This window comes from Acinetobacter indicus, assembly GCF_009914475.1.
Lineage (GTDB): Bacteria > Pseudomonadota > Gammaproteobacteria > Pseudomonadales > Moraxellaceae > Acinetobacter > Acinetobacter indicus.
In genome coordinates this window covers 1,363,842-1,390,122 of the sequence record NZ_CP045198.1, presented here as the reverse complement: position 1 = coordinate 1,390,122, position 26,281 = coordinate 1,363,842, and the positions used below count along the sequence as shown (strand labels likewise).

Below are 26,281 nucleotides of genomic sequence, written 5' to 3'. Positions count from 1 at the left end.
TGACGTATGACCCATCCTGAACAGGTAAATGCCGTGGTGGAAGCCACAACCGAAGAAAATCAGCAGAAATTCCAGGCGCTCAATTTACAGGAAATTGGCTTGCAGCCATCCGATTTCAATGAGGTCATGGCCGCGCGTAAAGAACTGGCCGACTTAAGCCATAATTCGGTGGCGGAATATGGGAAAAATATTGCCACCAAAACTTCGACTTATACTGATGAACTGCTTCATCTGGTGCAGAATAAAGATCTGGATGCGACCGGGCAAAAGCTGAATCAGGTGGTACAGGTGGCGCAGCAGTTAAATACCAGCAGTATTCTCAACAAATCGAAAAGTTCCGGTTTTTTTGGCAGCCTGATCAGCAAGTTTAAAGGTGCCAAGCAGAATTTTGACCAGCACTTTAACAGCACCAAAGAACAGATTGATGTACTGGTCAAGGAAATTGAAACCTCGCAAAACGGCTTAAAAACCCGTGTCGATACCCTGGATAAAATGTTTGAAGGCGTGCAGGAAGAATATAAACAGCTAGGGATTTATATTGCCGCTGGTCAGCTCAAACAGCAGGAAATTCAGCAGCAGATTGGCCAGTTAACCACCCAGGAACAGGACCAGAGTACCACCCAGAAAGTTTATGATTTAAATCATCTGGCCAATAATCTGGAAAAACGCGTCAGTGATTTACAGGTGTTGCAGCAATCGGCCATGCAGACCCTGCCAATGATCCGGATTATCCAGTCCAATAACCTGATGCTGGTCGACAAGTTTTATGCAATTAAAAACATTACCTTACCGGCCTGGAAAAACCAGATTAGTCTGGCAATTTCCTTAAATGAGCAAAAGAACAGTGTGCAGCTGGCCAACAGTATTGATGATGCCACCAATGAGCTGCTACGCCGTAATGCCGACCTGTTACATCAGAACTCGGTCGATACCGCCAAAGCCAACCAGCGTTCAGTGATTGATATTGAAACGCTTGAACATGTGCAAAACACCCTCATTAAAACAGTCAATGATGTGATTCAGGTGCAAAAAGAGGGAATGCAAAAGCGTGCCGAAGCAACCACGCGTTTACGTGTGCTGCAAGATAACCTGAATCATCTGGTGCTTGAATCAAGTTCGAGCGGTTCCAATCCTTCCTGAGTAAACTCTGGCTCGGGAGTATTGCAAACGTAAGGAGAATACATTGCCCTTAGATGATTATGCGGTACCGACCGAGCACATCAATAGCGGTGTGCTGGCGCTGAAAAAGCGTCAGCGCAATCTGATGGTGCTGGGTATTACTTCCAGCACGGTGTTTATTGCCTCCATTATTGCTTTTTTTGTACAGCAAGATTTTGTCTATGGCTTTTTTGGCCTGACCACACAGGTCGAACAGCTGCACATTCCCTTAAGTGTCGATGCAAACCTGGCAATTTTAGAACAGCAACCGGATTATTTTCTGGGGCTGTTGTCCTGGTTTGGCTGGCTGTTTCTAAAGTTATTGCTGTCGTTTATTGGCGCCTTTTTTGTGGTGCATTTTCTTAAGAAAATCCGCTTTTTCTATGTACGCTTTCAGTCTTTTATCCTGAAGTTTGTCGGCTGGCTAATTGCCTTTATCGTGCTGTGGTCAGGTCTGACCTATCTGCAATATGACCTGAAAAATGATGATTATGATGCGCAGCAAAAAATTGTCTATTATGACAAGCAGCTGGCAGAAAGTGAGCTGGCGCGTTATCTGGCAGATGCACCGCTGGATACACCCGTCAAATCCTATTTGCTGGCGCAAACCGCTTTGTTGCATCAACCACCGGATAAAGCCGCAGCCATTCCGCATGTGTTGAATCTGGTGAAGGCCGAGCAGCAGAATCCGGATTTTATTCAGTATGGCTTTAAACCGGAACAGCTCTGGTCAATGCAGCAACAGGTCTATGGCAAAACCCTGACCCCAATGGCAGAAAGCGTGAATAAACAGGTGGTTCAAGCTGAGCGTTTAAGCCAGTTTGTACAGATTCTGGTGATTGCAGCGGCGATTGTGTCGGCCATTTTCAGCCTGATTTTCTTTGTGTTGGCACAGAGTTTTAAAAAGCGAGCATTAAGAATTGAGCAGCGGATTTTTTAATGCTGATGATGAGGCTCCTGTGGGAGTCTTTTTCTGGTAGATGATTTTTATCGTGTTGTTACAATTTAGATTAATCTATCCATAAAAGATAATGATTTATAAAAACGATCATTAATATAAAAACAAACTGTTTTATCTATTTTTAAATTTGGCCTATGATAGCAGTATTGAAAAATTTGACTCCTTAGGAGACGTTAGCAATGTTAGATCAAAATACTACAGCCCAATTAAAAGCCTTATTAGAACGCCTTGAAGGTCCAATCGAATTAGTGGCCACTTTAGATAGCTCTGACAAATCAGACAAAATCAAAGAACTGGTAACTGAAATTGCCGCCCTGTCTGATCAGGTGACTGCACGCTTCGATGGCAACAACAAACGTGCACCAAGCTTTGGTGTCGCCAAAGCCGGTGAACAGCCACGTGTATTCTTCGCAGGCTTGCCAATGGGTCATGAATTCACTTCTTTGATTCTGGCATTGTTACAAACTTCAGGTTATGCACCAAAAGTGTCTGATGAAGTATTAGCTTCTATTAAAGACTTGGGCATCCAATCGGACTTTGATGTGTTTGTATCGTTAAGCTGTCACAACTGTCCAGATGTGGTGCAGGCATTGAACCTGATTGCGATTTACAACCCCGGCACTACTGCCACCATGATTGATGGTGCATTCTTCCAGGATGAAGTGGAAGAACGTAAGATCATGGCGGTACCGATGGTGTTCCAGGACGGCAATCACATCGGTCAGGGTCGTATGACACTGGAAGAAATCATTGCCAAATTGGATACCAACTCTGCAGCCAAAGAAGCAGAAAAGCTGAATGCCAAAGCTGCCTTTGATGTACTGGTGATTGGTGGTGGACCTGCTGGAAACACTGCAGCGATTTATGCAGCACGTAAAGGCATTAACACCGGTATCGTGGCGGAACGTTTTGGCGGTCAGGTGATGGACACCATGGACATTGAAAACTTCACTTCAATCAAGAAAACCCAAGGTCCAAAATTTGCCGCTGAAATGGAAGCACACGTACGTGAATACGGTGTCGACATCATGAACCTACAACGTGTATCTGACATTAAAGGTGCAGATGAAACAGCCAACGGTTTAGTTGAAGTGACCTTGGAAAACGGTGCCAAGCTGGAATCGAAAACTGTGGTGCTTTCAACCGGTGCACGCTGGAGAGAGATGAACGTTCCGGGTGAAGCAGAATACCGTACCCGTGGTGTGGCGTATTGCCCACACTGTGATGGTCCTTTATTCAAAGGCAAACGTGTTGCAGTCATTGGTGGGGGTAACTCGGGTGTAGAAGCGGCGATTGACTTGGCGGGTATTGTTGAGCATGTGACCTTAGTAGAGTTTGATACCAAGTTACGTGCCGACCAGGTATTGCAAGACAAGCTAAACAGCTTGCCAAACACGACTGTCATCAAAAATGCACTTTCAACAGAAGTCGTGGGTGATGGTTCACAAGTGACAGCGCTGAAATACAAAGACCGTGCAACAGATGAAGAGCATACGGTTGAACTGGCGGGGATCTTTGTACAGATCGGTTTGTTACCAAATACCGATTTCTTGAAAGAAACAGCAGTTGAGCTGAGCAACCGTGGTGAAATTGTGATTAATGACCGCAACGAAACCAACGTCAAAGGTGTATTTGCTGCTGGTGACTGTACTACAGTCCCATATAAGCAGATTATTATTGCCACAGGTGAAGGCGCGAAAGCATCGTTATCTGCCTTTGATTACATCATCCGTTCTGGACAGTAAGCAGAATTAGAATAGGGCCTGAGTTCCCCAATACCCAGGCCCTATATGCGGTAAAATATCAAAAAATAGTTATTGTTTTTTTACAGGAACTGAGATCGCTAACAGCTCAGTTCCTTTTTTTGTTGTACCCCAGTTTTAGGGATGAAGCAAGTTTAAGCGCTTGAACTTCTCAGTCAGTTCTTCCTGACTTTCCCGATGCTCAGGATGCGGCACAATACATTCAATCGGGCATACCGCAACACAGGTTTGATGATCATAAAAACCGACGCACTCGGTGCAGCGGCTGACATCAATCTCGTAGATTTTGTCGCCTTCATAAATGGCATCATTCGGACATTCCGGCAGGCACATATCACAATTGATGCATTTATCGGTAATCAGCAGCGCCATGAGTTAACCTGCCTGATAGGCCAAGGATGATGCTGAAATATCAGCAGTGGAGTTAGGTAAATTACGGATCAGCAGGGCATAGCGCATATCGACATCAGCCGGGACCGGAATTTCCACAATATGACCAGAGCCTTTGGCTTCCTCAATTGAATTGCCTTTTTTGTCTTTGATTTCGGTGAGAATAAAGCTGATATTGCCTTTGGTGGTCATCAGTTCTAAAGAATCACCCACGACAAAACGGTTTTTGACATCAATTTTAATGTAGTCGCCATTGCGCTCCAGCACTTCGCCGCAGAATTGCTGATGATCAAAACTGGATGAACCATTTTCATAGTTTTGATATTCGCTATGCACATGGCGGCGCAGGAAACCTTCGGTATAACCGCGATTAGCCAGACCTTCGAGCTGGGTCATCAAGGATGGATCGAACGGTTTGCCGGCTAAAGCATCATCAATGGCTTTACGGTAGATTTGTGCGGTACGGGCGCAGTAAAAATAGGATTTGGTACGGCCTTCAATTTTCAGTGAATGTACGCCAATTTTGGTCAGACGTTCTACGTGTTGTACCGCACGCAAATCTTTGGAGTTCATGAAGTAGGTGCCGTGCTCATCTTCTTCGGCGGCAAACATATCTTCTTCATTACGTTGCAGCAGTACCGGTTCATTAAACTGGTGCTGGGCTTGCATGTGGAGCGCATCAGCATCTTGCGAGCAACAGCCTGCGTCCAGATTTTTTACCGGAATTACATCACCGGTTTCATCCTCGGCGGCATCCAGCACTTTGTATTCCCAGCGGCAGGCATTGGTGCAGGCACCCTGGTTGGCATCGCGTTTGTTCATATAGCCTGACAGCATGCAACGGCCGGAATAGGCCATGCACAGGGCACCATGTACAAAGACCTCAATTTCCATATCGGGAACTTGGGTTTTGATTTCTTCAATTTCCTCAATGGACAGTTCGCGCGACAGAATCACCCGGGTCAGACCCATATTTTTCCAGAACTTGACCGTAGCCCAGTTGACCGCATTGGCCTGTACCGACAGGTGGATGTCCATGTGTGGGAAGTGTTCACGCACCATCATGATCAGGCCCGGATCGGACATGATTAGTGCATCAGGCTGCATGGCCACGACTGGCTCAAGATCACGGATAAAGTTTTTTAGTTTGGAGTTATGCGGTTGGATGTTGACCACCACATAGAATTTTTTGCCTAATTCATGTGCTTCTTTAATGCCAATAGCCAGATTGTCATGATCAAACTCGTTATTCCGGACACGCAAACTATAACGCGGCTGCCCGGCATACACGGCATCTGCTCCATAGGCAAAGGCATAGCGCATATTTTTTAAAGAACCGGCAGGAGAGAGAAGTTCGGTAACGGGATGAAGATGCATGATCAATCAAAAAGGCATAAAAAAATTGTGGCTTTATTGTAGGGATAAAATTTTTCGATTCAACCTAGTAAAAAACTCGGGATTATCAGGCACTCAGCCTGCTAGCGCTGAGAGATGAGCGGCAGCAGGCGAGAGGAAAAACGGTTAATTGACACGCTGACCGTGCTCATCAATCACCAGTTCACCATCTTCTTTACGAAAGGCCTTGAGCTGCGGCTGGGTCAGTAAATCCAGTACCAGTTCAGAAGGTCGGCACAGTTTAACGCCGCGTTCAGTCACCACAAAAGGACGGTTAATCAGCAGTGGATGTTGTACCATCAGGGCAATCAGTTCTGCATCGCTCAGATCACGCTCGGCCAATTGCAAGGTTTCATACGGCGTTACATTTTGACGGATCGCCTCGCGTACGCTTAAACCGGCCTGCTGAATCATGTCGGCCAGCACTTCGGCTGTTGGTGGATTTTTTAAATATTCAATAATTTCAGGTTCTTGTCCGGTATTACAGATTAAGGCCAAAGTGTTGCGCGAAGTGCCACAGTCAGGATTGTGAAAGATTTTAATTGGAGCCGCCATAGTGCTAAAACTCAGGTAAAAGAGGAATATTGCTTTTATATATGGATATGCGTATATTCGCAAGTATAAATATGGGGAAGCTGTATGAATCAAACTGATTTTTTTAAATGCCTGTCCGATCCGACCCGTCTGGATATTTTGAAACTGGTGCTGGCCAAACAGAATATTTGTGTCTGCGAGCTGACCGAGGCATTAAATTTAAGCCAACCTAAAATTTCCCGTCATTTGGCTTTGCTGAGAAATTTATCGGTTTTACTGGACCAGCGTCAGGGGCAGTGGGTGTATTACCGCCTGAATCCAGATTTACCCGAGTGGGCAGTGAGTGTGCTGAATATTATCGCGGAGCAAGATGTCAGTCCGATGAATTCGCTGACAGCAACGCTTTCAAGTTATTGTGAGTAAAACCATGAAATTCCTCTTCTTATGTACCGGAAATAGCTGCCGCAGCATTTTATCTGAAGTGTTATTTAACAGTCGTGCTCCAGAAGGCTGGACAGCCTATAGCGCCGGCAGCAAACCGACCGGTCGTGTCCATCCACTGACGTTAAAGACGCTGGAAAATCTGGGCCTGTCGACTGAAGGGCTCTCCAGTAAAAGTATTGATGACTGTGAGCAGTATCAGCCCGATGTGGTGATTACCGTATGTGATGCGGCTGCCCAAGAAGCCTGTCCTTTGTATTTGGGCGGCGCGATTAAAGCGCATTGGGGACTTGCCGATCCATCGCATCTGGATTTGCCGGAAGCGGCCAAGTTGCAGGCCTTTTTAGAAACAGTCGCGCATATCAACAAGCGTCTGGATGCACTGTTTGCGTTACAGCCTGAGCAGATGACCCGTCCCGAACTGATTGCTGCCATCAACAACATTTCCCATATCGAGTAAGTCATGGCCAGCACCCGCAAACTTTCCTTTTTAGACCGCAATCTGACGCTGTGGATTTTTATTGCCATGGCACTCGGAATTGGCATTGGGGTGTATTTCCCGCAGGTGTCGAGCAGTCTGGACCAGATGAGTATGGGCAATGTCAATTTACCAATTGCCATTGGCCTGATTCTGATGATGTATCCACCGCTGGCCAAAGTGGACTATGCCGCTTTACCGCAGATTTTTCAGGATAAACGCACGCTGCTGTTGTCGCTGGTACAAAACTGGCTGATTGCACCGTGTTTGATGTTCGCACTGGCACTGATTTTCCTGCAGCATTATCCGGAATATATGACTGGCCTGATTCTGATTGGACTGGCGCGCTGTATTGCCATGGTACTGGTCTGGAATGATCTGGCCTGTGGTGATAACCAGTATGTCGCTGCCTTGGTGGCCTTTAACAGTATTTTCCAGATTCTGTTTTTCAGTACCTATGCCTGGTTGTTCTTAAGTGTGTTACCGCCTTATTTTGGTGTGGCCGGTCAGGTGATTGATGTCAGTTTCTGGACCATTACCCATGCGGTGCTGGTCTATCTGGGCATTCCGTTTTTGCTGGGCTTTCTGACCCGGCTGATTCTGGTGAAAAACAAAGGACTGGACTGGTATCAGCAGCGTTTTATTCCCAAAATCAGTCCACTTAGCCTGCTGGCGCTGCTGTTTACCATTGTCGCCATGTTTAGCCTGAAAGGGGCCGATGTGGTTGGATTACCTATGGATGTACTGCGCATTGCCATTCCATTGACCATCTATTTTGTATTGATGTTCTTTGTCAGCTTCTTGATGAGCAAGTGGATGGGCAATGACTATCCGCGTACCACAGCCATTTCTTTTACCGCGGCCGGCAATAATTTTGAACTGGCTTTGGCGGTGGCGATTGCAACCTTTGGTCTGGCCTCGCCGGTGGCATTTACCACCATTATTGGCCCGCTGGTGGAAGTGCCGGTGTTAATTGCCCTAGTGAGTGTCTCGCTGTGGCTGAAACGTAAATTTTATGATGGAACAGGTGGATGATGTCACTTCCCAATCTTGATGTAGACTTAATTGAACAGCCGAGTTTTGAGCAGGTTCAGGCCAAAGTATTGCCACATCCGCCGCGAATTTTATTGCTCTATGGTTCAAACCGTGAGCGCTCTTATAGCCGTTTGGCGGTGATGGAAGCCGGCCGGATTCTGGAGCACTTTGGCGCCGAAGTTAAAATTTTCCATCCCAAAGGTTTACCATTGCCGGAAGATGGCGATGCTTCACATCTTAAAGTTCAGGAATTGCATGAATTGCTGGCCTGGGCAGAAGGCATGGTCTGGTGCAGCCCGGAGCGTCATGGCGCCATGAGTTCTATTCTGAAAGCACAGATTGACTGGATTCCTCTGGCTGCTGGCGCCATTCGTGCGACCCAAGGTAAAACTCTGGCGCTGATGCAGGTCAGTGGTGGTTCGCAGTCCTTTAATGCGGTGAATCAGATGCGTATTTTAGGGCGCTGGATGCGGATGATCACCATCCCGAACCAATCGTCAATTCCGAAAGCCTTTTTGGAGTTTGATGAAGCCGGACGCATGCAACCCTCTTCCTTATATGACCGGATTGTCGATGTTATGGAAGAGCTGTACAAGTTCACTTTATTGACTCGCGGTCAGGCCAGCTATCTGACCAACCGTTATTCCGAGCGCAAGGAATCGGCTGCGGAACTGTCGAAACGGGTTAATCAGAAGTCGATTTAGGCGTTTCATCGGCCTCTAGCTGTTTTAAAATCTGGCAATGGTCGATAGTGGTTCGGGCATTGCAAGACTGCCGTAATTGCTGCAGTTGCAGCTGAAAATGCTGTAACTCGGCAATTTTGCTTTCGATCTGTACTAAATGATGATCAAGCAGTTCATTTACCGCCTGACAGTCCTGATCGGGCTGCTGTTCCAGTGCAATTAGGGTTTCAATTTCCTTTAAGGATAAATCCAGTGCGCGGCAACGTTTAATAAAAATCAGCCGTTTTAAGGTGTCATCATCATAATAACGATAATTATTTTCGGCCCTTAAGGTGGGTTGGATGAGCGCTTTCTTTTCATAAAAACGCACCGTGTCTGCACTCAGACCGGTTTTTTTAACCAAATCCCGAATCAGATAATGTGCCATGACTTGACCTTGGAGTTAGACCATAGTTTCTAATGAGCATAATACAGTCATAGAAAAATGCAACAGGAGGCTTTATGGCCTGTCAATGTCAGCCTGCACCGGTCACACCCGATGGCCGTTTTCGTACTGCACTCTGGATTGCCCTGATTATTAATTTGCTGATGTTCGTGGTGGAACTGTTTGGCGGGATGTATGCCCATTCGGCAGCACTCTGGGCCGATGCGCTGGATTTCTTTGGCGATGCCGCCAACTATGCCATTTCACTGGCTGTGCTGGGGATGAGTCTGTACTGGCGTGCCACCGTGGCTTTATTAAAAGGTATTACCATGGCCACATTTGGCTGTCTGGTGCTGGCCAAAACGGTCTATAACTATATGCAGGGCATTCCCCCGGAAGCGATTACCATGGGGGTAATTGGTGGACTGGCTTTAGTGGCCAACGTGGTGGCAGCCGTGATTCTGTATCGCTTTCGTGATGGCGATTCCAATATGAAATCGGTCTGGCTGTGTAGCCGTAATGATGCAATTGGCAATGTCGCGGTGATTCTGGCTGCGGTCGGTGTATTTGGAACGGGCAGTTTATTGCCGGATATTATTGTCGCGGTGATTATGGCGGGGCTGGGTTTAACTGCGGGCTATCAGGTGATTAAAAAAGCCTGGGCGGAGAGACAGATGAGTGCGACCACCTCCGCTTAATAGGAGTATAACTGAAGCGATCAACGCGAGTAATTTTAGGCGTTGATCGCTTTTTTGTTGATCCATGACAGATTTTTATTCAAAAAAGAAAATTTCATCTTGATGCAAAAAGCTATTTACAAAAGTTAACATATTATTAGAATAAAGCATAAATTTATGTATTTAAAAGATAATTCAAATTATTTACTGAGTTTTTAGTATTTGTGAATTGAGGGTTTAATGAAACTAATTAAATTGTTTTCTATCGTCAGCCTCGTGGCATTGGCGGGATGTAGTTCTAAAGTTATGACCTATGATACCGCAGGAAATTTGATCGGTTCCTGTGTGGCGACACAAGGTTTTATTTTAGGTGCAAAAGCCGTTTGTTATGGTGGGGCAAATTTACAGGGCGTAGATTATTCCAAAATTGATGAACACACCGGTCTATTACCGTCTGTGCCGAAGTCCAACCAGATTACATTGCAACACGATTAATTTTTTTAGAGGGGTAATATCATGAAATTTTTTAATTTAATCACGCTAACTGCTGCTATTTTAATGACAGGTTGTGCCTCAAAAGTGACGACCTATGATTCAAATGGCCGTATGATCGGTTCATGTGAAGCACAAACAGGTTTTGTTATTGGCGGTGGTGCTCACTGTGAAGGGCGTGCTAATCAGGAAGGGCGTAGCACTCGCTAAATTAGAGAAATAAAAAACCGGTCAATCTGACCGGTTTTTTTAGTTCTGGAAAAGCTTATTTTTCCACGAATGCACGTTCAATCACGTAATCGCCTAAAACGCCCATACGTGGTGATTCTTTTAATCCGTGTTGATCAAGCAGCGCAGCAACATCATCCAGGAAGGCTGGGCTACCACACAGCATCGCGCGGTCAGTTTCCGGGTTAAAACGTGGTAAACCGATTTTCTCGAACAATTGACCAGATTCAATTGCAGTGGTGACACGACCTTGAGTATGGAAATCTTCACGTGTTACCGTTGGATAATAAACCAGTTTTTCTTTCGCGCCCAGTTCCGAGAAGAATTCGTGGTTTGGAATTTCGTTTAGAATCAGGTCCTGATACGCCAGTTCAGAAATATAACGTGTACCATGAACAACAATGATTTTTTCAAAACGTTCATAGGTTTCCGGATCACGAATCACCGACAGGAACGGTGCAAGACCGGTACCTGAAGACAGCAGGTATAAGTTTTTACCCGGATTTAAGTCATCGAGTACCAGAGTTCCGGTTGGTTTGCGAGAAACCAGCAGTTCATCGCCCACTTTAACTTTTTGCAAAATCGAGGTTAATGGACCATCTGGCACTTTAATCGAGAAGAATTCCAGCTCTTCTTCATAGTTGGCACTTGCAATCGAATATGCACGCATCAAAGGCTTACCATTCACTTCAAGACCGATCATTACAAATTGACCGTTTTTAAAACGCAGTGCAGTGTCACGAGTCGTTTTAAAAGAGAATAAAGTGTCATTCCAGTGGTGGACGTGAGTAATCTTTTCGACGTTAAAAGCAGCCATTAAAGGTCTCAATAAATTATCAAATTAGAACAGGTTGCTATTCTAATCTAAATTCATACTCGATAAACTGAATATATTTAATTGAGCTTATCAAAAAAAGTGATTATGACTGATCTGACCTTGCCCATTATCGGGATTATGAAATCTCCTTATAAAGAAAAGTTTGGCATCCCGCGGCAGCCGAATCTGGTTCAGGTTGAATCCTATATTGACATGCTGGAACCTTATAACGATTTGCTGGCCTTTGAGGGCATTGAAGCATTTAGTCATTTGTGGTTGCTGTGGCAATTTCATGACAATAAAAACCAGCAGCAGACAAAATTCCGTGCTCAGGTTCGTCCACCCCGTTTAGGCGGAAACCAGAAAATCGGGGTGTTTGCGACACGTAGTATGTACCGTCCTGCACCCATTGGTTTATCTGTGGTAAAGCTTAAAGAAGTTAGAAAAGTAGGGAAATCGATACGTGTATATGTGAATGGCAGTGATTTATTAGATGGTACTCCGATTGTAGATATTAAACCTTATATTCAATATTCGGATTCAGTGATTGATGCGCAAAGCGGTTATGCTCAGGACGAACCATCACGTAAGCCCGTGATTTGGAGTAAGGACGCTGAACAGCAAAAAAAATTATTATTAGAAAAAGGAAAAATATCTGCTCAATTGCTAGAAGAACTTGAAGCCGTTTTATCTCTCGATCCTAGGCCGGCATATCAGGATGATGAGAACCGGGTTTATGGAATGAAGTTTGCGGACTTGGATGTGAAATTTAAAGTTACTTTAGCTGATATCGTAGTCGATCAGTTAATTTTTTGAATTTTTAAAATGAAATACTGATTTAAAAATAGGAACCTCAACTAAATTGGAGTTCCTATTTAATATTAAGATACAGCACTCGAAGTACTTTATATCAAGTTGTTACGAGTATTTTTTAATTTGCTTTCTTAATTCTTCAGATGCAGTATTATTAAATAAAGTGCATGCATTTTCTTGTAAAGTTGCATATTCCTGTAGAGCTGGTTTGTCCTGAGCAGATGCTGAATTAACCAGTGCTTTAGATGCAGTTAAAATATTTTTGATATTGTATTCTTCTCCAGCTGGATGATAATCAACTTCATAATATTTGCTCTTATATTCAGCTAATCCCCATTGCTGATCTTCTCTAAGATCTAGATATGCTATAGCATCCTTAAAAGTATGTTTGGCATATTTATTGTCTTTTGAAATATCAGCCCATTCAAGTTTCAAATAATCTTGTACATAATCTTCAAGTGAATATTTATATAACTCAATATATTTTTGTGAGTTATCAATAGTTTGGAATTGAATACAAGTAGATCCGGTAGGGAAGGTTGAATTAGAAAGTGCTCGATAAAAATCTTCCCCTTTTTCTCCCATAGGGTAGGTATCGAGTAAATTATATTTTAAATTGATATAATGCTCTGGACTGAGGATTTGAGCAATATTTTTACCACTAATATCAAAGACCTTGAATGTAAGTGTACTGCTTAATCCTGTGGAATTAATTGGAGAATATGGAACTTGCTTCCAAGTGGTTGCATTAGCCGTAATAGTCCCTTGCAATTTGCCATAGGTCGCATGTGTAGAACCGTGATCATATAATCCATTTTCAGTTAGATAGAAAGTTTCACTTTCATCCCAGCCTGTTGTCTCATCAACTTTAATATAGACATTCCCTTGATCAAAGGTTAGCTGTTCAATTTCATAATTTAGATCCGAGTCGGAATATTCATCAATATAGAATGATGACCATTGTTGGAAGTCAGGTTTTGTAAGGGTAGTATTTCCAGTTCCAGTTCCAGTTCCAGTTCCAGTTCCAGTTCCAGTTCCAGTTCCAGTTCCAGTTCCAGGGTTTGAATCAGAAGAAGAGGAGCCCCCACCACAAGCACTTAGCATGAATGCACTAAAAATTGCGAGTGATAAATTCTTAAATTTCATAAAAATCCCTATAAAAAATCGTAGTAATAAAATTGTTTTTTAAAATAAAGCAGACTAATTATAGCGAATAAATATAAAAATTAAATTTGCAAAATATATAAAAATTAACTATTTAAATATACTTAACAATCAAAATACCATCCACCACAAAATACCAATCAACACCGCCATATGCAAAATCTGTACTGGCGCAAAGTACAGGGAAAATTTGAAACCACCTGTTACAGCAGCATTGACTGACTTGGCTACAGCATGTGCGCCCAGCCCCAAAAGCAGGGCATAGATCAGCCGGGTATTGGATGGATCTCCTTGAATGACCACGCTTGCCATTGCGGCATGAATTTCAAATAAGGATGCAAATAAAGTACCAGCAAGAAGACCAGCATTGCCCAGTAATATTTCCAGACCGTAAACTCCAGCCTGAATCAGGGTTAATGCAGCAGCGATAATCACAGCTTCTTTGAGACTAAACATTTTACTATCAGAAGATTCTGGAGACTCCTGATTTTTAGCAGGTTCAGCTTTATGTAATAATACAAATGCACATGCAGCCAGAATAAGCATAGCCACCAATGAAGGTAGGAGCAGAATTTTTAGCCAATCCCAGGAAACGCCTCCCACTACAATAAACAATAGAACTAATGTCGAAATGCAGGACATCAGGGCAGCACCAGCATTGGATTTTGCATCCATTTCACCTTTGCGCACCTGTATCCCTAATTGAGCAATAGTGGCTGTACTGGAAACAAAACCCGAGGCAATTGAAGACAATATCAAGGCATTTTTAGTCGAGAAGAAACGTTTAGCGATATGTGCCAAAGCTTGAACTACCAGAATCAGAGTTACTAATTTTAAAATCACATAAGGATTAAGTACATTGCCCCATAAGGGCGTATCCGGGGTCAAAGGCAGGGCAATCAGGACCAGTGCCAGCAGGAACAGACCATCACGCAGCTCTGCTTCGGTAATCCATTTGCTGACAATGCCGTGCATCAGGTGTTTGGTCATGAGCAGGCCGGTTAAAATAACCGCCAGACCGGCCGCCAATGGAATATTCCACAAACAGAGCGCGCCAATAAAATAGGTCATAATAAAGGCCAGTTCGGTGGTTGCGCCCGGGTCTTCAACCTGATTTTTAAGCGAAAACAGCCCAACTCCGCCAATAATCACGGCCCCGACAATGCCAAAAACTGGCCCTAGCAAAAAGCAGATCGCACCGAGCAAGGCACACACGGCAAAGGTGCGCACCCCGGCAAAATGATGGTTGGCTTCATTGTGCTTGCTGCGTTCACGTTCCAGACCAATTAACAGGCCACAGCCAAGTGCGGCTGCAAGCATAGTCATCAGCTCCTGAAAAGAGGTACTCAAGATTGAAGGGGCAGTTAAAAATTCCATCTTTATATCCCGCGGCAGTGGGGCGACGTCTCCATCATATAATTGATTCTGTGAAGATTGCTATGCGGAACTGTATGTTTAATTTGCAGGAGCTGCGCTTGATGCGTATCTGCATCAGATTTTCCAGTGGCAAAGGCAGGCGGGAAAAATAAACTCTGCTATAGTGTGCTGATGTTGGGGGAACAAAAACAATGAATTTTAATTTTGAAATTGATACCACCTGGTGTTTAGAGCAATTATTAAAAGATGGCCGGATCAGCGAACGCGATAAAATGCTGGTACAGACCACGCATCGCCAGCGTGAGCAGCTGAAATGGCATCCGTTGCAATGGATTGCGCATTTTAACCTGACCGATCAGCAACATCCCCAAACCACATTGACACTGAACCGTTTATGTCAGTGGCTGGCAGAAAAGACCGAGCTGCCTTTTTATGTGATTGATCCATTAAAGGCCGATGTGGCCGCTTTAACCGCGGTGATGTCCCAGGAATTTGCCCTGCGCAATAAAATTCTGGCGGTAGAGATTCAGCCCGATGCGGTGTTCATTGCCACCGATCAGCCGTTTATGACCGATTGGGTCGCCAATTTAGAACACAGTTTATTGCCGCGTAAAATCCAGCGCGTGCTGCTGAGTCCAGAGCAGTTACAGCGTTATCTGGTAGAATATTATCAGGTCAGTCGTGCGGTCAGTGGTTCACAAAAAGCCGCAGCACATGACCGTGAAAATAAAGGTGTCGAAGCCTTATTACAGCTGGGCGATACCCAAAACCCCGATGCCAATGACCAGCATATTGTTAAACTGGTGGACTGGGTGCTGCAGTTTGCTTTTGAACAGGGTGCCAGTGATATTCATCTGGAGCCACGTAAAGACAAGGGGAAAATCCGTTTCCGGATTGATGGCGTACTACATACCATTTATAACATGCCGGCCAATACCTTAACTGCGGTCATTTCACGGATTAAAATTCTCGGTCGCATGAATGTGGCAGAAAAACGCAAACCTCAAGATGGCCGTTTAAAAACCCGTACTCCCAAAGGGCAGGAAACCGAATTGCGTCTCTCCACTTTACCGACAGCCTTTGGTGAAAAACTGGTGATGCGTATTTTTGACCCGGAAGTGCTGGTACGCAGTTTCCAGCAGCTTGGTTTTGAAGAACGTCTGTTACAGGGCTGGCAAAGTCTGACCAGTCATAGTCATGGTATTATTCTGGTCACGGGGCCGACCGGCTCCGGTAAAACCACTACGCTGTATTCATCACTGAAGCAGCTGGCCACCGATGAAGTCAATGTCTGTACCATTGAAGATCCGATTGAAATGATTGAGCCGAGCTTTAACCAGATGCAGGTCAATCAGGGCATTGAGCTGGGCTTTGCCGATGGCGTGCGCGCGCTGATGCGTCAGGACCCGGATATTATTATGGTTGGGGAGATTCGTGATCAGGATACGGCCAATATGGCCATTCAGGCGGCATTAACCGGTCACCTGGTGTTATCGACCTTGCATACCAATGATGCGCCGTCCAGTCTGACCCGTTTGCATGATTTAGGTGTGCAGCCTTTTTTAACTGCAGCCACCATTCTGGGGGTATTGGCGCAGCGTCTGGTGCGCAAGCTGTGTCCGCATTGCAAACAGGAAGGCATGATTAATACCAATGAATGGGAACATCTGACGTTTGACTATGTCATGGAGATGCCGGAAAAAGTCTATAAGCCGGTGGGCTGTGAAGCCTGCCGTCAGACCGGCTATAAAGGCCGGATCGGGATTTATGAGTTTATGCCGCTGAGTCTGGACACCAAACAGCTGATAGGTGCCAATGCTGATCTGACTCAGTTACGCCAGCAGGCCAAAAAAGAAGGTATCGAGCCGCTGCGGATTGCCGGGGCGCGTAAAGTCATGGCCGGTATTACCACCTTGGAAGAAGTACTGCGGGTGGTGCCCTTAAACTAAAATCAAAAAAGTGAAAAATTTTTGAATATGAGGAAATCTTAAGATTCAGCTCATCTTGCTTTGTTTTAATGACTACATCGAAACGAACAACACTGAATGAGGAAAGACAGATGAACCTATTTTCAAAAGCACTTTTAACCGCAGGTCTAGTGGGCGCAACTACATTTGCTGTTGCAGATACCGCAGTGAACCAGTCTGCACTGGCGCAAGCAACCACGGTGAAACAGGCGTTAACCATGAAAGATGACAGCAATGTCCAGCTGAAAGGTTATATCGTAAAAGCCATTGGTGATGAAAAATACCAGTTCCGTGACAGCACTGGCACCATCACAGTAGATATTGATGATGACCTGTGGAATGGTAAAGCGATTTCTGCCAAAACTCCAGTAGTGATTACCGGTGAAGTGGACATCGATTATAAACCTTCTAAACGTGTTGAAATTGATGTCGAGCAGGTTCGTTTCTAAGCCGACCTTTTAATCAGATTGATTGCAGCTCCACACAAAACCACATGCTCCATGCATGTGGTTTTTTTGAATCTTGTGAAAAATCAGGCATGATGTAAAAAAAGCTAGAGTAGAACCAATGCGTATTTTACTGGCAGAAGATGACGCCTCTCAGGCAGAAAGTATTAAAACCTGGCTGGAAATGGACGGTTATAACGTCGACTGGGTCGAGCGTGGCAATCATGCCATTTTGGCCATTGAACAGCATCACTATGATTGCGTGCTGCTGGATCGTGGCCTGCCGGGCAATACCGGCGATGAAATCCTGACCGCCTTGCGCCGCAAACAGCTGGATACCCCGGTGATTTTTATTACCGCCAAAGACAGCATTCAGGACCGGGTCGATGGACTGGATTTAGGCGCCAATGATTATCTGGTCAAGCCTTTTAGTCTGGAAGAACTGTCAGCACGGGTACGCAGCCAGTTACGTACCCGGCAGACCCAGCCCGATCATCAGATCCGTTTTGCCAATTTGCTGTTAGATACTCAAGCCAAAACCTTAACCCAAGATGGCCACGCGGTGAATTTAACCGCCAAGGAATTCCAGATTCTGTATAAATTAATGCAAAAGCCCGAGCATGTCGTAACCCGGGAACAGCTGGAAGAATCGCTGTATGCCTGGGGTGATGAAATTGAAAGCAATGCCATTGAAGTATTTATTTATCAACTGCGTAAAAAAATTGGCAGCCATTTAATTAAAACCATTCGCGGTTTGGGCTATCGCATGCAGCAGGAACAGGCGTAAATGAAGCAAACGGGTGCGGTTTCTTTACAGAAAACCCTGGTCAAAACCTCGGTACTGAGTTCGATGATTGCCGGCCTGCTGGCACTGGTGCTGCTGTTTGCCGTGTCAATTTATCAGACCATGCAGCTGCAAGATGAAATCATGGATGAAGCGGCCGATATGCTGTTATTGCAGGATATTAGCAGTGGCGCTGGCGAGCAGGTCGATGAACTCACTGAACAGTTCAAGATACATTATCAGCTGCGACTGGGCCAGCAGACCTTGACCGAAACAGAAGATTTTCCCTTAGCACCAGCTACGATCACACAGCAGGAAGAGGGATTTTCCTTTGTCTGGGCGAATCAGCGTTTATGGCGTGTTTATGTGGCCAGTGATGATGACTTAAGCGTATTGATGACCCAGAAAATGAATGTCCGTTTTCAGGAAATCTGGGCCACCGGTCTGGGCTATGCCGCGATTTTAATTTTACTGTGGCTGATTCAATGGGGCATTGTGCATTTTGCCATTCATAAACAGTTCCGCTCTTTACAGGCCTTATCTGCGCAAATTGCGCAAAAGCATGTGCAGGATCTGAGTCCGGTACAAAGCACCCAGCCAGAATTGCTGGAATTACAGCCGATGGTGCAGCAGTTAAACCGTTTGCTTAGCCGGCTGGAACATTCTTTAGAAGCCGAGCAGCGTTTTACTTCTGACGCCTCGCATGAACTGCGTTCGCCGCTTTCTGCCATTCAAATGCGTTTGCAGGTGTTAAAACGCAAATATCAGGATCAACCGCAATTAGCGGAAGATCTGGCCCAGATTCAACGCGATGTCAACCGCGGCACTCAGGTACTGGAGAATCTGCTATTACTGGCGCGTTTAGACCCGGCACATCTACAAGACTTGCCTATAACCGAGGTTGATTTACAAAAGCTGGTGCTGGATGTGCTCGAGGCCTTGGCACCGTTTAGTCTGGAAAAACAGATTAAACCGCGCTTGCAGCTACAACCGGCGATCATTCAGGCCAATCCGGAATTGCTATATACCTGTATCCGTAACCTGATCGACAATGCCATCCGCTATGCCACGCAACAGGGTGAGGTGGTGGTCAGTATCAATGGTGATGCTGAACAGGTGCAGCTGTGTATTGAAAATAATGGTCAACAGATCAGTGATGAGGTGTTACAACGTCTGGGTGAGCGTTTTTATCGGGCGCTGGGCACACAAACCCAAGGCAGTGGTCTTGGTATTTCGATCTGTAAAAAGATTATCAGCCTGCATCAGGGCCAATTGCAGTTTAGCCGTTCAGCTTTAGGCGGTTTACTGGTGGAACTGAGTTTGCCCGGTGTGAAGCAAAAATAACAAAATCGAAAATAACAACATTGAGTTCAATCTTGAGATACGCATGGGCAGTTAAAAAGCAGTATGCGCTGATTCATACTGCTGCTTCCCACGATTATTATTATTCAGATGTTGTTCTTATTTGGTGAGAATAAGGCGATTATTACGGGTAAGGCGTAGGCGGTATTCTTCTCCGGCATGCATGATGCGAATTTCACGACCGAGAGCAAACAGGTTATTAGAATGTAACATTGGTAAGGCATACTGTTGATCTGCATTACGGCTAAACAGGCTAAATGGTGCGTTCATTCCTTCGACTCCGTGGTGTATGTTGAACGATATAAATGATAATCATTATCAAATATATCTGTCAACGCTTGATTTGGGGAATTTATAAAAAGTATAAATTTGCTTACACTTGCTCATATTTCAAAAACAGGACGTTTCATGTCAAAGCCACATCTACATATCGCGATTGGGATTTTATTGCATCAGACCCAGGTCCTGGTCGGCTGGCGCGAAGCCAAACAGCATCAGGGCAATAAGCACGAATTTCCCGGCGGCAAGGTAGAGCAGCATGAAACGCCAGTGCAGGCCTGTCGCCGTGAAGTGCGCGAAGAAGTAGGCATTGACCTGATCCAGTGGCATGAGTTTGATTTTATCCGGCATGAATATGAAGATGTGATTGTCAATTTGCATGTGTTCCATGCCTTTGTGCCGGCGGCGTTGCTCTCAGACATCCAGCAACCGTGGACCTGGTATAAACGGCAGGATTTGGCTCGTTTGAATTTCCCGCAAGCCAACCAGCGTATGCTGCAACGCCTCTACTGGCCTGAATGTATCAAAATTAGTGAAGACTTAAACTGTCTGGATACCCCGGATACCCAGCAACTGCTGTACTGGCGTGTCGCACCGGCACCGGAACGCAGTATTGAACTGGCTGAGCAGAATATTGGCTGTTTAAAATCATTAATTGTTAATCTGGAACTGTGGAAGCAGCTGAATAGCGTGCAGCAGGTCTCGGTCGCTGCCATCCATTTAAAGCAGCAACAATGTCTGCAATTGCACAAGGGCAGCCTGCAGGCCGGTCAGCGTTATATTGCTGCCTGTCATGATCTGGAATCCTTACAACATGCGCAGAATATTGGCTGTGATGCTGCAATTTTAAGTCCGGTGCTGCCAACAGCCAGCCATCCGGATACTCCGGCATTAGGCTGGGCACAATTTCAGAACTGGGCCAAACAGGTCGATATTCCGGTGTTTGCCTTAGGCGGGATGCATCGGCAGGACTTGGCGCAGGCCCAGCAACACCATGCCTATGGTATTGCCGGGATCCGCTTTATGGATGCGTTGGATAGCGCTTCAGCCTAAAGTTGTTTCAGCGCTTGCTGTGCCTGTTGCACGGTACGGTTATTGTTTTGTAGCTGGCCGGCTTTTTGAATAATCAGCCATAATTGGCGTTTCATCGCCGGTGTTTGTGCATAGCTCAGACCACGGCGGGCCAGGGCTTCTGCATTTTTCGGCTGTTTTTTCTGGTTCGCCACCAGCCCTAAATACATATAGGTTTCAGCCGATTGCGGTGCCAGACGCTGTGCCTGTAAGGCGGCAGCTTCGGCACGCGCCCATTGTCCCTGACGATAAGCCGTCTGGGTCTGCTGCATCAGTTTCTTAAACGCTGGTAAAGAGCGGCCATCTTCAAAACGCTGCTGTACTTTTTGTTCAGGAACCACGACCTGTAATTTCTTGCGCTGAATTTCTTCCTGTTCATAAGGATGAATCACCACGCCGGTGGGTGTGCGAATGGTTTTTCGTTCAGTCGTTTTTTCTTGGTCCGGTTGCGGTGCCGGCTTGGATTCCGGTAGGCTTTGACAGCCCACCAGTCCAGCCAGTCCCATCCCCAAGATCAGATATTTCAAGGTCATTTAATTAAGGGTCCACTTATTGCGTATAACTGCCGCTTGAAATGATGCGTGCATCATTTTCGGAAAGTTGTCTTTCCATCTCGGCTTCACTTTCCTGGATATAATTCTCGATACTGTCACTGCTTTCAGGTACAGCTTGGTAATATTCGGTATCCGGATTGTAAACCGGCTCAACCTGATAATGCGGTAAACCACAGGCGGTGGCCTGACGCGGCACATGATTGCGATAAATCGGAATATACATCGCACCAGCACAGCCTTGAGCCGACAAGTGACCAGAGTCACGGTCAATCCAGTGCCACTGTACGCTGTCCGGCTGGCGTAGATTCACCGGCTTCTGGCGCAGCTGACGCATCACATTGCTCCACACCGGCAGGGCACCCGATGAACCTGTCAAACCGGTGACTTTGTTATCATCCAGCCCTAACCAGACCACGCTTAAATAGTTACCCGAATAACCGGCAAACCAGGAGTCGCGGGTATCATTGGTGGTGCCCGATTTACCGGCCAGTTTTAAATCGCTGGACAGGCTGTTATAGGCTGCACGTCCGGTTCCTGCACTCATTACCTGTTGCAGGCCATAATTCAGCATATAGGCCGCAGACGGTTCAATGGTCTGCTGTACTGACAGGCCATAACGCTCGAGCAGACGACCATTAGAATCGACCACCGCGCGAATGGCTTTGGTTGGATACTGGAACCCACCGGTGGCAAAGTTGCCATAAATATTCATCACCTGCATAGGTGATAAATCGACCGCGCCCAGATAAATGGACGGATACTGTGGAATATTTTCGCTGCTGACGCCAAATTTAATCAGATGGTTACGGAAGGTTGATAGACCAAATTCCTGACCTAAACGTACCGCCGACAGGTTATAGGAATTGGCCAGCGCTTGCGCCATCGGGACTACGCCATGTTCGCTGCCGCTGTAATTACGCGGTGTCCATGACTTGCCGGCAGATGGAATACTGATTTCGGTATCCTGTACCGGACTGGCCCAGTTATAGCGACCCGATTCTAGTGCGCTTAAATAGATGACCGGTTTCAAGAGCGAGCCGACCTGACGCTTGGCATCCAGCGCACGGTTAAAGCCGGTAAAGTCCTGGGTAGAACCGACTGCAGCCACCAGTTCACCATTTTCAGGATGGGACACCAGCACCGCCCCTTGCAAATCTTTTAAACGGCGCGGATTGGCATTGGCCAGACGGTTTACTGATTCTTTAAATGCGCTTTGTACTTTGGTCTGTGCAATTGGGTCTAAAGTGGTAAAAATCCGTAGTCCCTGATTGGTCAGATCACCTTCCTGATATTCAGCACGTAACTGACGACGCACAATGTCCAGAAAATCCGGGAAGCGGGCAGGGCCCATGGTCGGTTTGGCAATCACATTTAACGGACGCGCGGTTTCGGTTTCATACTGTTCCTGCGTCAGATAGCCCATCACCAGCATATTGTTCAGTACAATATTACGGCGTTTTTCGGCCGCTTCCGGATTACGCCATGGATTATATAAAGACGGTCCCTGCACCAGACCAACCAGGAAAGCCTGCTGGGCAATATTCAGTTCACGCAGCGGCAGACCAAAATAGAACTGTGAGGCCAGACCATAACCATTAATAGAATAGTTACCGTTTTGACCCAGGTTCACTTCATTTAAATAGGCTTCCAGAATTTCATCTTTGTCATAATGCAGCTCAATTAGCATCGCCATCAGCGCTTCATTGGCTTTACGCTTTAATGTACGTTCCGGGGTCAGATAAAAGTTTTTCACCAGTTGCTGGGTCAGGGTCGAACCGCCCTGACGCTTACCGCCGGTGATATTACTGACAATAGCACGCGCAGTCCCACGAATCGACACCCCATGATGCAGATAGAAATTACGGTCTTCGGTGGCAATTAAGGCTTCAATTAACGGTTTTGGCACCCGGTTCAGTTTAATTAGCACCCGGTCTTCATTGTGCTGCGGATAAATCCCGCCAATCAGCATGGGCTCTAAACGGGCAATACCGGTAGTCGATGGTTTGGTTGCACTGACTTCAGCAATCTGGTTATTGGCAAAGCTGACTTTGAGCACCTGTTCCGGTTCAACACTTTCACCAAAATCGAAGCCGCGGGTATGTACAAACAAGGTGTCGCCCGCATCGACATAGCTGCCGGTTTTGTTATAGCTTTCTGCGCTTTTATAGCCTAAAAGTTTTAATTCCTGCACGAAATCGGCTTTATTGAGCGGTGCATTGGTATAGATTTCCAGCGGACGAGCAAAGACCTTGGCTGGAATGTCCCAGCGCTGTCCTTCAAATTTATCTCTAACAATATTATCTAATCGAATCAGGTAGATACTTAATGCCAGAAATGCCCCAATCACCAGTATACAAAATAGAAGTGCAATAATACCTATGCCACGTTCAGACTTCATAAATCGCAATAAAACCCTAAGAAATTAGGCTAATCATGCGAAGCTTTTACATAATTTGCAATATTTAATCTGTGAATGAAGCGGCCAATCGAGGAGAAAAAACGGTTGGATTCAGATTTCTAAAGTTTTTTTAAAACATTCGGGTTAGTGCTATTATAGTCAACGGATCGTAGCGGAGCGATGTCGTAGGTGCAAATTTCACACAAGAACTTTCGTAATATCGGATTGATTGGACGTCCTGGCAAAACTTCGGTCGTAGAAACGCTCAGTTTAATTCATGATCATCTGCTGAATTTAGGCCTGCATCCGGTATTTGATGCAGAAACAGCAGAACTGGTCCCTTATCCGAACACCCAAACCGTCAGCCGCGCCTTGCTGGGCGAAGTGGTTGATCTGGTGATTGTGGTCGGCGGTGATGGCTCGTTGCTGCATGCAGCGCGCGCGCTGGTCAAATACAATACGCCGGTCATCGGGGTAAACCGTGGCCGTTTAGGCTTCCTGACCGATATTAAACCCACGGAAGTCATCTTCAAGCTGGATCAGGTATTAAAAGGCGAGTTTCAGCTGGACCGCCGTTTCCTGCTGGAAATGGAAGTGCGCTCCAAAGGTGAAGTCATTTATGAAGCAGTGGCTTTAAATGATGTGGTGCTGCATTCCGGTAAATCGGTACACATGATTGATTTTGACCTGAATATTGATGGTCAGTATGTTTATCGTCAGCACAGTGATGGTTTAATTGTATCTACGCCTACTGGTTCTACCGCCTATGCCTTGTCTGGTGGTGGCCCGATTGTGCATCCGAGTATGGATGCGATTGTGCTGGTGCCGATGCATCCGCATACCTTGTCTTCACGCCCGATTGTGGTGGGTGGACAAAGTGAAATTAAAATACAGATTCGTGAAAACCGTGTCTTGCCAATGGTCAGTGCCGATGGTCAGCACAGTGTTTCACTCAGTGTCGGGGACAGTTTGCATATCCGCAAGCATCCCTATAAGTTAAACCTACTTCATCCACCGGGTTATGATTTCTATATGGCATGTCGTACCAAGCTCGGCTGGAACCAAGATTTTGATTCTTTGCAACAGCAGGATTTATGATGAATATTGAACAGATGCTGGCCGTACTCAATCCTGAAATTGTTGGTCGTCTAAAAACCGCGGTAGAGATTGGTAAATGGCCGAATGGTGTGGCGTTGACCAAAGAGCAGCGCGAAATTTGTATGCAGGCCGTGTATGCCTGGGAAATCCAGCATTTACCGGAAACTGAACGTAGCGGTTATATCGACCGTGGCACCAAGGAAGAAGGTGAACAATGTGATGATGATCATCACAAAAATGAAGATTTCCAGCCAATCAAGTTTATTTAAACTTTAAGAGCAGATTCATACAAAAAAGGTAAGCCGCGGCTTACCTTTTTTATTGGCTATTTTCGTGGCTTAAGCATTTAAACGCGCAGCCCAGAACTGCTGTGCTTTGTCCATGGCTGCTGCAAAACTGTCACAGACGCCCATGGTATACAGCGCAATGCCCATGGTTTCCACCACCGCCACTTCACCATATTCATGCGATTGCTGGCCTTCCCAGACGGCTTTAAATACCGCCAGGTCCAGCTCTTCTTCAATCGGGCTGCGGTTGTCGGTCAGCTTTGGCAATTCATGTTCATACAGCTCGCCGTTACGAATGCCACAAATTAAGGTTTTGGCATCCGGATTCCGTTCAAACTCGCCGCCTTCACCTTTAATCACCGCACTGTTCAGATAGCCCAGTTTAAACGCCGACTGTTGATGGGAACTGCGATAGGCCGGATGGAAAATGGCCTGTACTGTGGCTTTGGCATTAAAGGGGTTAATCAGCCGGGCAAGAGTATGAATAGGTGAACGCAGGCCCATTACATTCCGTAGTGCAATCAAATCGGCCAGCACCGGAGAAATCACGTCTAAAGGCAGATAGGCAAAATGACGCTGCTGTAATTGCTGTTCGACTTCCGTATCTGACTGGCAGATTGGATAGCCTAAGTATTCCAGCACCTGTTCGGTATAGACCCGGTTAATGGTATGCCCAGCAGCGCCGTGCATGACAATATTAAAACCCTGTTTGGCCAGAGTCAGCGCGGCCAGTAAAAACCACGGATAATGTTTGCGTTTCCCGGCATAGGAGGACCAGTCCAGATCTACATCTAAAGCTTTAAACTGCAACTGGTCACGGGTGGCCTGAACAAAGCCGGCCAGTTCATCGACCGATTCTTCCTTGACCCGCAGCAGCATCAAAAAAGCACCGAGCTGAACATCGAGTACTTCCTGTTTCAGGATCATGGAAAAGGCCTGATAGGCTTCTTCATAGGTGAGGGAACGTGCACCATTTTTGCCTTTTCCCACAATACGCACGTACTGGGCAAAAGGATGTTCAACGTCTTTATAAATGTTTCTTTTCGTGCTCATGTAACTGCCTGAATCTCAAATAAATGGCGCCGGTCGCTTCCCACAATATACACATGTTTGCGGTTTTTTAAAAACCGTATGCTTTGCTCGGATTTAGACTAATGTCTAAGCTGTTTCTGCTTTAAAGTTGGCCAGTTCTCGCTGTTTTTAGC

General features: G+C 45.9%; 29 protein-coding genes. 18 read left to right on the top strand and 11 right to left on the bottom strand.

The window, feature by feature from the left end; translation table 11 throughout:
- Positions 1 to 6: 6 nt before the first annotated feature.
- The 3 genes from GA693_RS07095 (at position 7) to ahpF (ending at position 3,864) form a co-directional block, all read left to right on the top strand.
- Complete coding sequence (locus tag GA693_RS07095) at positions 7 to 1,140, top strand: toxic anion resistance protein (RefSeq protein WP_045794839.1); 1,134 nt, start codon at positions 7 to 9, stop codon at positions 1,138 to 1,140.
- Between the two features lie 43 nt (positions 1,141 to 1,183).
- Positions 1,184 to 2,098, top strand: a complete 915-nt coding sequence (locus tag GA693_RS07090) for a hypothetical protein (protein WP_160241167.1) — start codon at positions 1,184 to 1,186, stop codon at positions 2,096 to 2,098.
- A gap of 200 nt (positions 2,099 to 2,298) precedes the next feature.
- On the top strand, positions 2,299 to 3,864 hold the full coding sequence (gene ahpF, locus GA693_RS07085; protein WP_005179083.1) for an alkyl hydroperoxide reductase subunit F: 1,566 nt from the start codon (positions 2,299 to 2,301) through the stop codon (positions 3,862 to 3,864).
- Between the two features lie 135 nt (positions 3,865 to 3,999).
- Here the strand turns inward: ahpF and GA693_RS07080 are convergent, their stop codons facing one another.
- The 3 genes from GA693_RS07080 to arsC all read right to left on the bottom strand — a co-directional run bounded on the left by GA693_RS07080 (position 4,000) and on the right by arsC (position 6,222).
- Positions 4,000 to 4,254: a YfhL family 4Fe-4S dicluster ferredoxin gene (locus tag GA693_RS07080; RefSeq protein ID WP_127799989.1), complete on the bottom strand. Its 255-nt coding sequence runs from the start codon at positions 4,252 to 4,254 to the stop codon at positions 4,000 to 4,002.
- 3 nt (positions 4,255 to 4,257) lie between these two features.
- Complete coding sequence (gene trhP, locus GA693_RS07075) at positions 4,258 to 5,649, bottom strand: prephenate-dependent tRNA uridine(34) hydroxylase TrhP (protein WP_075166953.1); 1,392 nt, start codon at positions 5,647 to 5,649, stop codon at positions 4,258 to 4,260.
- Between the two features lie 144 nt (positions 5,650 to 5,793).
- The gene (arsC, locus tag GA693_RS07070) at positions 5,794 to 6,222 is read right to left on the bottom strand and encodes an arsenate reductase (glutaredoxin) (protein WP_005179075.1); all 429 of its coding nucleotides are present in this window, start codon (positions 6,220 to 6,222) and stop codon (positions 5,794 to 5,796) included.
- A gap of 84 nt (positions 6,223 to 6,306) precedes the next feature.
- On the opposite strand from arsC, the gene GA693_RS07065 reads away from it, so the two are divergent.
- From GA693_RS07065 to arsH, 4 genes are read left to right on the top strand one after another with little or no spacing between them, the layout of a single operon-like run.
- A complete protein-coding gene (locus GA693_RS07065) occupies positions 6,307 to 6,624 on the top strand; it encodes an ArsR/SmtB family transcription factor (protein ID WP_005179068.1) in 318 nt (105 codons plus the stop codon).
- A gap of 4 nt (positions 6,625 to 6,628) precedes the next feature.
- Positions 6,629 to 7,102 carry an arsenate reductase ArsC gene (locus tag GA693_RS07060; RefSeq protein WP_016659186.1) on the top strand — a complete coding sequence of 158 codons (474 nt, stop codon included), beginning with the start codon at positions 6,629 to 6,631 and terminating at the stop codon, positions 7,100 to 7,102.
- A gap of 3 nt (positions 7,103 to 7,105) precedes the next feature.
- A complete protein-coding gene (arsB, locus tag GA693_RS07055; protein WP_160241168.1) occupies positions 7,106 to 8,155 on the top strand; it encodes an ACR3 family arsenite efflux transporter in 1,050 nt (349 codons plus the stop codon).
- On the top strand, positions 8,155 to 8,859 hold the full coding sequence (gene arsH / locus GA693_RS07050; RefSeq protein WP_104472871.1) for an arsenical resistance protein ArsH: 705 nt from the start codon (positions 8,155 to 8,157) through the stop codon (positions 8,857 to 8,859). The genes arsB and arsH overlap by 1 nt, the downstream gene beginning before the upstream one ends.
- Here arsH and GA693_RS07045 read toward each other — a convergent pair.
- Entirely contained in the window at positions 8,840 to 9,265 is a 426-nt protein-coding gene (locus tag GA693_RS07045; RefSeq protein WP_005179057.1) for a MerR family DNA-binding protein, read from the bottom strand. The two genes, arsH and GA693_RS07045, sit on opposite strands and share 20 nt — an antisense overlap.
- Positions 9,266 to 9,339: 74 nt before the next feature.
- On the opposite strand from GA693_RS07045, the gene GA693_RS07040 reads away from it, so the two are divergent.
- The 3 genes from GA693_RS07040 (at position 9,340) to GA693_RS07030 (ending at position 10,641) form a co-directional block, all read left to right on the top strand.
- Positions 9,340 to 9,960 (top strand): cation transporter, encoded by a 621-nt coding sequence (locus GA693_RS07040; protein WP_160241169.1) that lies wholly within the window; start codon positions 9,340 to 9,342, stop codon positions 9,958 to 9,960.
- Positions 9,961 to 10,179: 219 nt separating this feature from the next.
- Positions 10,180 to 10,434, top strand: a complete 255-nt coding sequence (locus GA693_RS07035) for a hypothetical protein (RefSeq protein WP_016659182.1) — start codon at positions 10,180 to 10,182, stop codon at positions 10,432 to 10,434.
- A gap of 21 nt (positions 10,435 to 10,455) precedes the next feature.
- Positions 10,456 to 10,641, top strand: a complete 186-nt coding sequence (locus GA693_RS07030) for a hypothetical protein (RefSeq protein WP_075166949.1) — start codon at positions 10,456 to 10,458, stop codon at positions 10,639 to 10,641.
- Positions 10,642 to 10,696: 55 nt separating this feature from the next.
- On the opposite strand, the gene GA693_RS07025 is transcribed toward GA693_RS07030, so the two are convergent.
- Positions 10,697 to 11,476: a ferredoxin--NADP reductase gene (locus GA693_RS07025; RefSeq protein ID WP_005179053.1), complete on the bottom strand. Its 780-nt coding sequence runs from the start codon at positions 11,474 to 11,476 to the stop codon at positions 10,697 to 10,699.
- Positions 11,477 to 11,581: 105 nt separating this feature from the next.
- Here GA693_RS07025 and tsaA point away from each other — a divergent pair, with 105 nt between their 5' ends.
- Positions 11,582 to 12,292: a tRNA (N6-threonylcarbamoyladenosine(37)-N6)-methyltransferase TrmO gene (gene tsaA, locus GA693_RS07020; protein WP_160241170.1), complete on the top strand. Its 711-nt coding sequence runs from the start codon at positions 11,582 to 11,584 to the stop codon at positions 12,290 to 12,292.
- Between the two features lie 102 nt (positions 12,293 to 12,394).
- Here the strand turns inward: tsaA and GA693_RS07015 are convergent, their stop codons facing one another.
- Together GA693_RS07015 and GA693_RS07010 are read right to left on the bottom strand one after the other, a co-directional pair.
- A complete protein-coding gene (locus tag GA693_RS07015) occupies positions 12,395 to 13,435 on the bottom strand; it encodes a hypothetical protein (protein ID WP_160241171.1) in 1,041 nt (346 codons plus the stop codon).
- Positions 13,436 to 13,564: 129 nt separating this feature from the next.
- Positions 13,565 to 14,830, bottom strand: coding sequence for an MgtC/SapB family protein (locus tag GA693_RS07010; RefSeq protein ID WP_160241172.1), 1,266 nt, complete (start codon positions 14,828 to 14,830; stop codon positions 13,565 to 13,567).
- Positions 14,831 to 15,021: 191 nt separating this feature from the next.
- Between GA693_RS07010 and GA693_RS07005 the strand changes: the two genes are divergently transcribed.
- The 4 genes from GA693_RS07005 (at position 15,022) to GA693_RS06990 (ending at position 19,371) form a co-directional block, all read left to right on the top strand.
- Positions 15,022 to 16,779: a GspE/PulE family protein gene (locus tag GA693_RS07005; protein ID WP_016659178.1), complete on the top strand. Its 1,758-nt coding sequence runs from the start codon at positions 15,022 to 15,024 to the stop codon at positions 16,777 to 16,779.
- 110 nt (positions 16,780 to 16,889) lie between these two features.
- The gene (locus GA693_RS07000) at positions 16,890 to 17,246 is read left to right on the top strand and encodes a NirD/YgiW/YdeI family stress tolerance protein (RefSeq protein ID WP_005179042.1); all 357 of its coding nucleotides are present in this window, start codon (positions 16,890 to 16,892) and stop codon (positions 17,244 to 17,246) included.
- Between the two features lie 118 nt (positions 17,247 to 17,364).
- A complete protein-coding gene (locus tag GA693_RS06995; RefSeq protein WP_005179040.1) occupies positions 17,365 to 18,030 on the top strand; it encodes a response regulator transcription factor in 666 nt (221 codons plus the stop codon).
- Positions 18,031 to 19,371 (top strand): sensor histidine kinase, encoded by a 1,341-nt coding sequence (locus GA693_RS06990; RefSeq protein WP_160241173.1) that lies wholly within the window; start codon positions 18,031 to 18,033, stop codon positions 19,369 to 19,371. It begins immediately after the preceding gene.
- Positions 19,372 to 19,488: 117 nt separating this feature from the next.
- Here GA693_RS06990 and hemP read toward each other — a convergent pair whose 3' ends face one another.
- On the bottom strand, positions 19,489 to 19,659 hold the full coding sequence (gene hemP, locus GA693_RS06985; RefSeq protein ID WP_005179034.1) for a hemin uptake protein HemP: 171 nt from the start codon (positions 19,657 to 19,659) through the stop codon (positions 19,489 to 19,491).
- Between the two features lie 138 nt (positions 19,660 to 19,797).
- Between hemP and GA693_RS06980 the strand changes: the two genes are divergently transcribed.
- Positions 19,798 to 20,721 carry a thiamine phosphate synthase gene (locus tag GA693_RS06980; protein ID WP_005179031.1) on the top strand — a complete coding sequence of 308 codons (924 nt, stop codon included), beginning with the start codon at positions 19,798 to 19,800 and terminating at the stop codon, positions 20,719 to 20,721.
- Here GA693_RS06980 and GA693_RS06975 read toward each other — a convergent pair.
- Both GA693_RS06975 and mrcB read right to left on the bottom strand, forming a co-directional pair.
- Positions 20,718 to 21,272, bottom strand: coding sequence for a tetratricopeptide repeat protein (locus GA693_RS06975; protein WP_160241174.1), 555 nt, complete (start codon positions 21,270 to 21,272; stop codon positions 20,718 to 20,720). The genes GA693_RS06980 and GA693_RS06975 overlap by 4 nt on opposite strands.
- Positions 21,273 to 21,288: 16 nt before the next feature.
- On the bottom strand, positions 21,289 to 23,691 hold the full coding sequence (gene mrcB / locus GA693_RS06970) for a penicillin-binding protein 1B (protein ID WP_104472396.1): 2,403 nt from the start codon (positions 23,689 to 23,691) through the stop codon (positions 21,289 to 21,291).
- Positions 23,692 to 23,880: 189 nt separating this feature from the next.
- Here mrcB and GA693_RS06965 point away from each other — a divergent pair, with 189 nt between their 5' ends.
- Positions 23,881 to 24,789, top strand: coding sequence for an NAD(+) kinase (locus GA693_RS06965; RefSeq protein ID WP_005179018.1), 909 nt, complete (start codon positions 23,881 to 23,883; stop codon positions 24,787 to 24,789).
- Positions 24,789 to 25,058, top strand: coding sequence for a YeaC family protein (locus GA693_RS06960; protein WP_005179016.1), 270 nt, complete (start codon positions 24,789 to 24,791; stop codon positions 25,056 to 25,058). The genes GA693_RS06965 and GA693_RS06960 overlap by 1 nt, the downstream gene beginning before the upstream one ends.
- Before the next feature lie 69 nt (positions 25,059 to 25,127).
- On the opposite strand, the gene GA693_RS06955 is transcribed toward GA693_RS06960, so the two are convergent.
- Entirely contained in the window at positions 25,128 to 26,129 is a 1,002-nt protein-coding gene (locus tag GA693_RS06955) for a glycosyl transferase family protein (protein ID WP_160241175.1), read from the bottom strand.
- Between the last annotated feature and the right edge of the window lie 152 nt (positions 26,130 to 26,281).

Bases quoted from the DNA above. Each gene is read 5' to 3' on its own strand.
- GA693_RS06960 (WP_005179016.1), top strand. From the start codon at position 24,789: ATGAATATTGAACAGATGCTGGCCGTACTCAATCCTGAAATTGTTGGT.
- mrcB (WP_104472396.1), bottom strand. From the start codon at position 23,691: ATGAAGTCTGAACGTGGCATAGGTATTATTGCACTTCTATTTTGTATA.
- GA693_RS07065 (WP_005179068.1), top strand. From the start codon at position 6,307: ATGAATCAAACTGATTTTTTTAAATGCCTGTCCGATCCGACCCGTCTG.
- GA693_RS07015 (WP_160241171.1), bottom strand. From the start codon at position 13,435: ATGAAATTTAAGAATTTATCACTCGCAATTTTTAGTGCATTCATGCTA.
- trhP (WP_075166953.1), bottom strand. From the start codon at position 5,649: ATGCATCTTCATCCCGTTACCGAACTTCTCTCTCCTGCCGGTTCTTTA.
- GA693_RS07060 (WP_016659186.1), top strand. From the start codon at position 6,629: ATGAAATTCCTCTTCTTATGTACCGGAAATAGCTGCCGCAGCATTTTA.
- GA693_RS07030 (WP_075166949.1), top strand. From the start codon at position 10,456: ATGAAATTTTTTAATTTAATCACGCTAACTGCTGCTATTTTAATGACA.
- hemP (WP_005179034.1), bottom strand. From the start codon at position 19,659: ATGAACGCACCATTTAGCCTGTTTAGCCGTAATGCAGATCAACAGTAT.
- GA693_RS07010 (WP_160241172.1), bottom strand. From the start codon at position 14,830: ATGGAATTTTTAACTGCCCCTTCAATCTTGAGTACCTCTTTTCAGGAG.
- GA693_RS07005 (WP_016659178.1), top strand. From the start codon at position 15,022: ATGAATTTTAATTTTGAAATTGATACCACCTGGTGTTTAGAGCAATTA.
- GA693_RS07035 (WP_016659182.1), top strand. From the start codon at position 10,180: ATGAAACTAATTAAATTGTTTTCTATCGTCAGCCTCGTGGCATTGGCG.
- GA693_RS06995 (WP_005179040.1), top strand. From the start codon at position 17,365: ATGCGTATTTTACTGGCAGAAGATGACGCCTCTCAGGCAGAAAGTATT.
- ahpF (WP_005179083.1), top strand. From the start codon at position 2,299: ATGTTAGATCAAAATACTACAGCCCAATTAAAAGCCTTATTAGAACGC.
- GA693_RS07080 (WP_127799989.1), bottom strand. From the start codon at position 4,254: ATGGCGCTGCTGATTACCGATAAATGCATCAATTGTGATATGTGCCTG.
- arsC (WP_005179075.1), bottom strand. From the start codon at position 6,222: ATGGCGGCTCCAATTAAAATCTTTCACAATCCTGACTGTGGCACTTCG.
- arsH (WP_104472871.1), top strand. From the start codon at position 8,155: ATGTCACTTCCCAATCTTGATGTAGACTTAATTGAACAGCCGAGTTTT.
- GA693_RS06990 (WP_160241173.1), top strand. From the start codon at position 18,031: ATGAAGCAAACGGGTGCGGTTTCTTTACAGAAAACCCTGGTCAAAACC.
- GA693_RS07040 (WP_160241169.1), top strand. From the start codon at position 9,340: ATGGCCTGTCAATGTCAGCCTGCACCGGTCACACCCGATGGCCGTTTT.
- GA693_RS06955 (WP_160241175.1), bottom strand. From the start codon at position 26,129: ATGAGCACGAAAAGAAACATTTATAAAGACGTTGAACATCCTTTTGCC.
- GA693_RS07000 (WP_005179042.1), top strand. From the start codon at position 16,890: ATGAACCTATTTTCAAAAGCACTTTTAACCGCAGGTCTAGTGGGCGCA.
- GA693_RS06975 (WP_160241174.1), bottom strand. From the start codon at position 21,272: ATGACCTTGAAATATCTGATCTTGGGGATGGGACTGGCTGGACTGGTG.
- GA693_RS07095 (WP_045794839.1), top strand. From the start codon at position 7: ATGACCCATCCTGAACAGGTAAATGCCGTGGTGGAAGCCACAACCGAA.
- GA693_RS07025 (WP_005179053.1), bottom strand. From the start codon at position 11,476: ATGGCTGCTTTTAACGTCGAAAAGATTACTCACGTCCACCACTGGAAT.
- GA693_RS06980 (WP_005179031.1), top strand. From the start codon at position 19,798: ATGTCAAAGCCACATCTACATATCGCGATTGGGATTTTATTGCATCAG.
- GA693_RS07045 (WP_005179057.1), bottom strand. From the start codon at position 9,265: ATGGCACATTATCTGATTCGGGATTTGGTTAAAAAAACCGGTCTGAGT.
- tsaA (WP_160241170.1), top strand. From the start codon at position 11,582: ATGACTGATCTGACCTTGCCCATTATCGGGATTATGAAATCTCCTTAT.
- arsB (WP_160241168.1), top strand. From the start codon at position 7,106: ATGGCCAGCACCCGCAAACTTTCCTTTTTAGACCGCAATCTGACGCTG.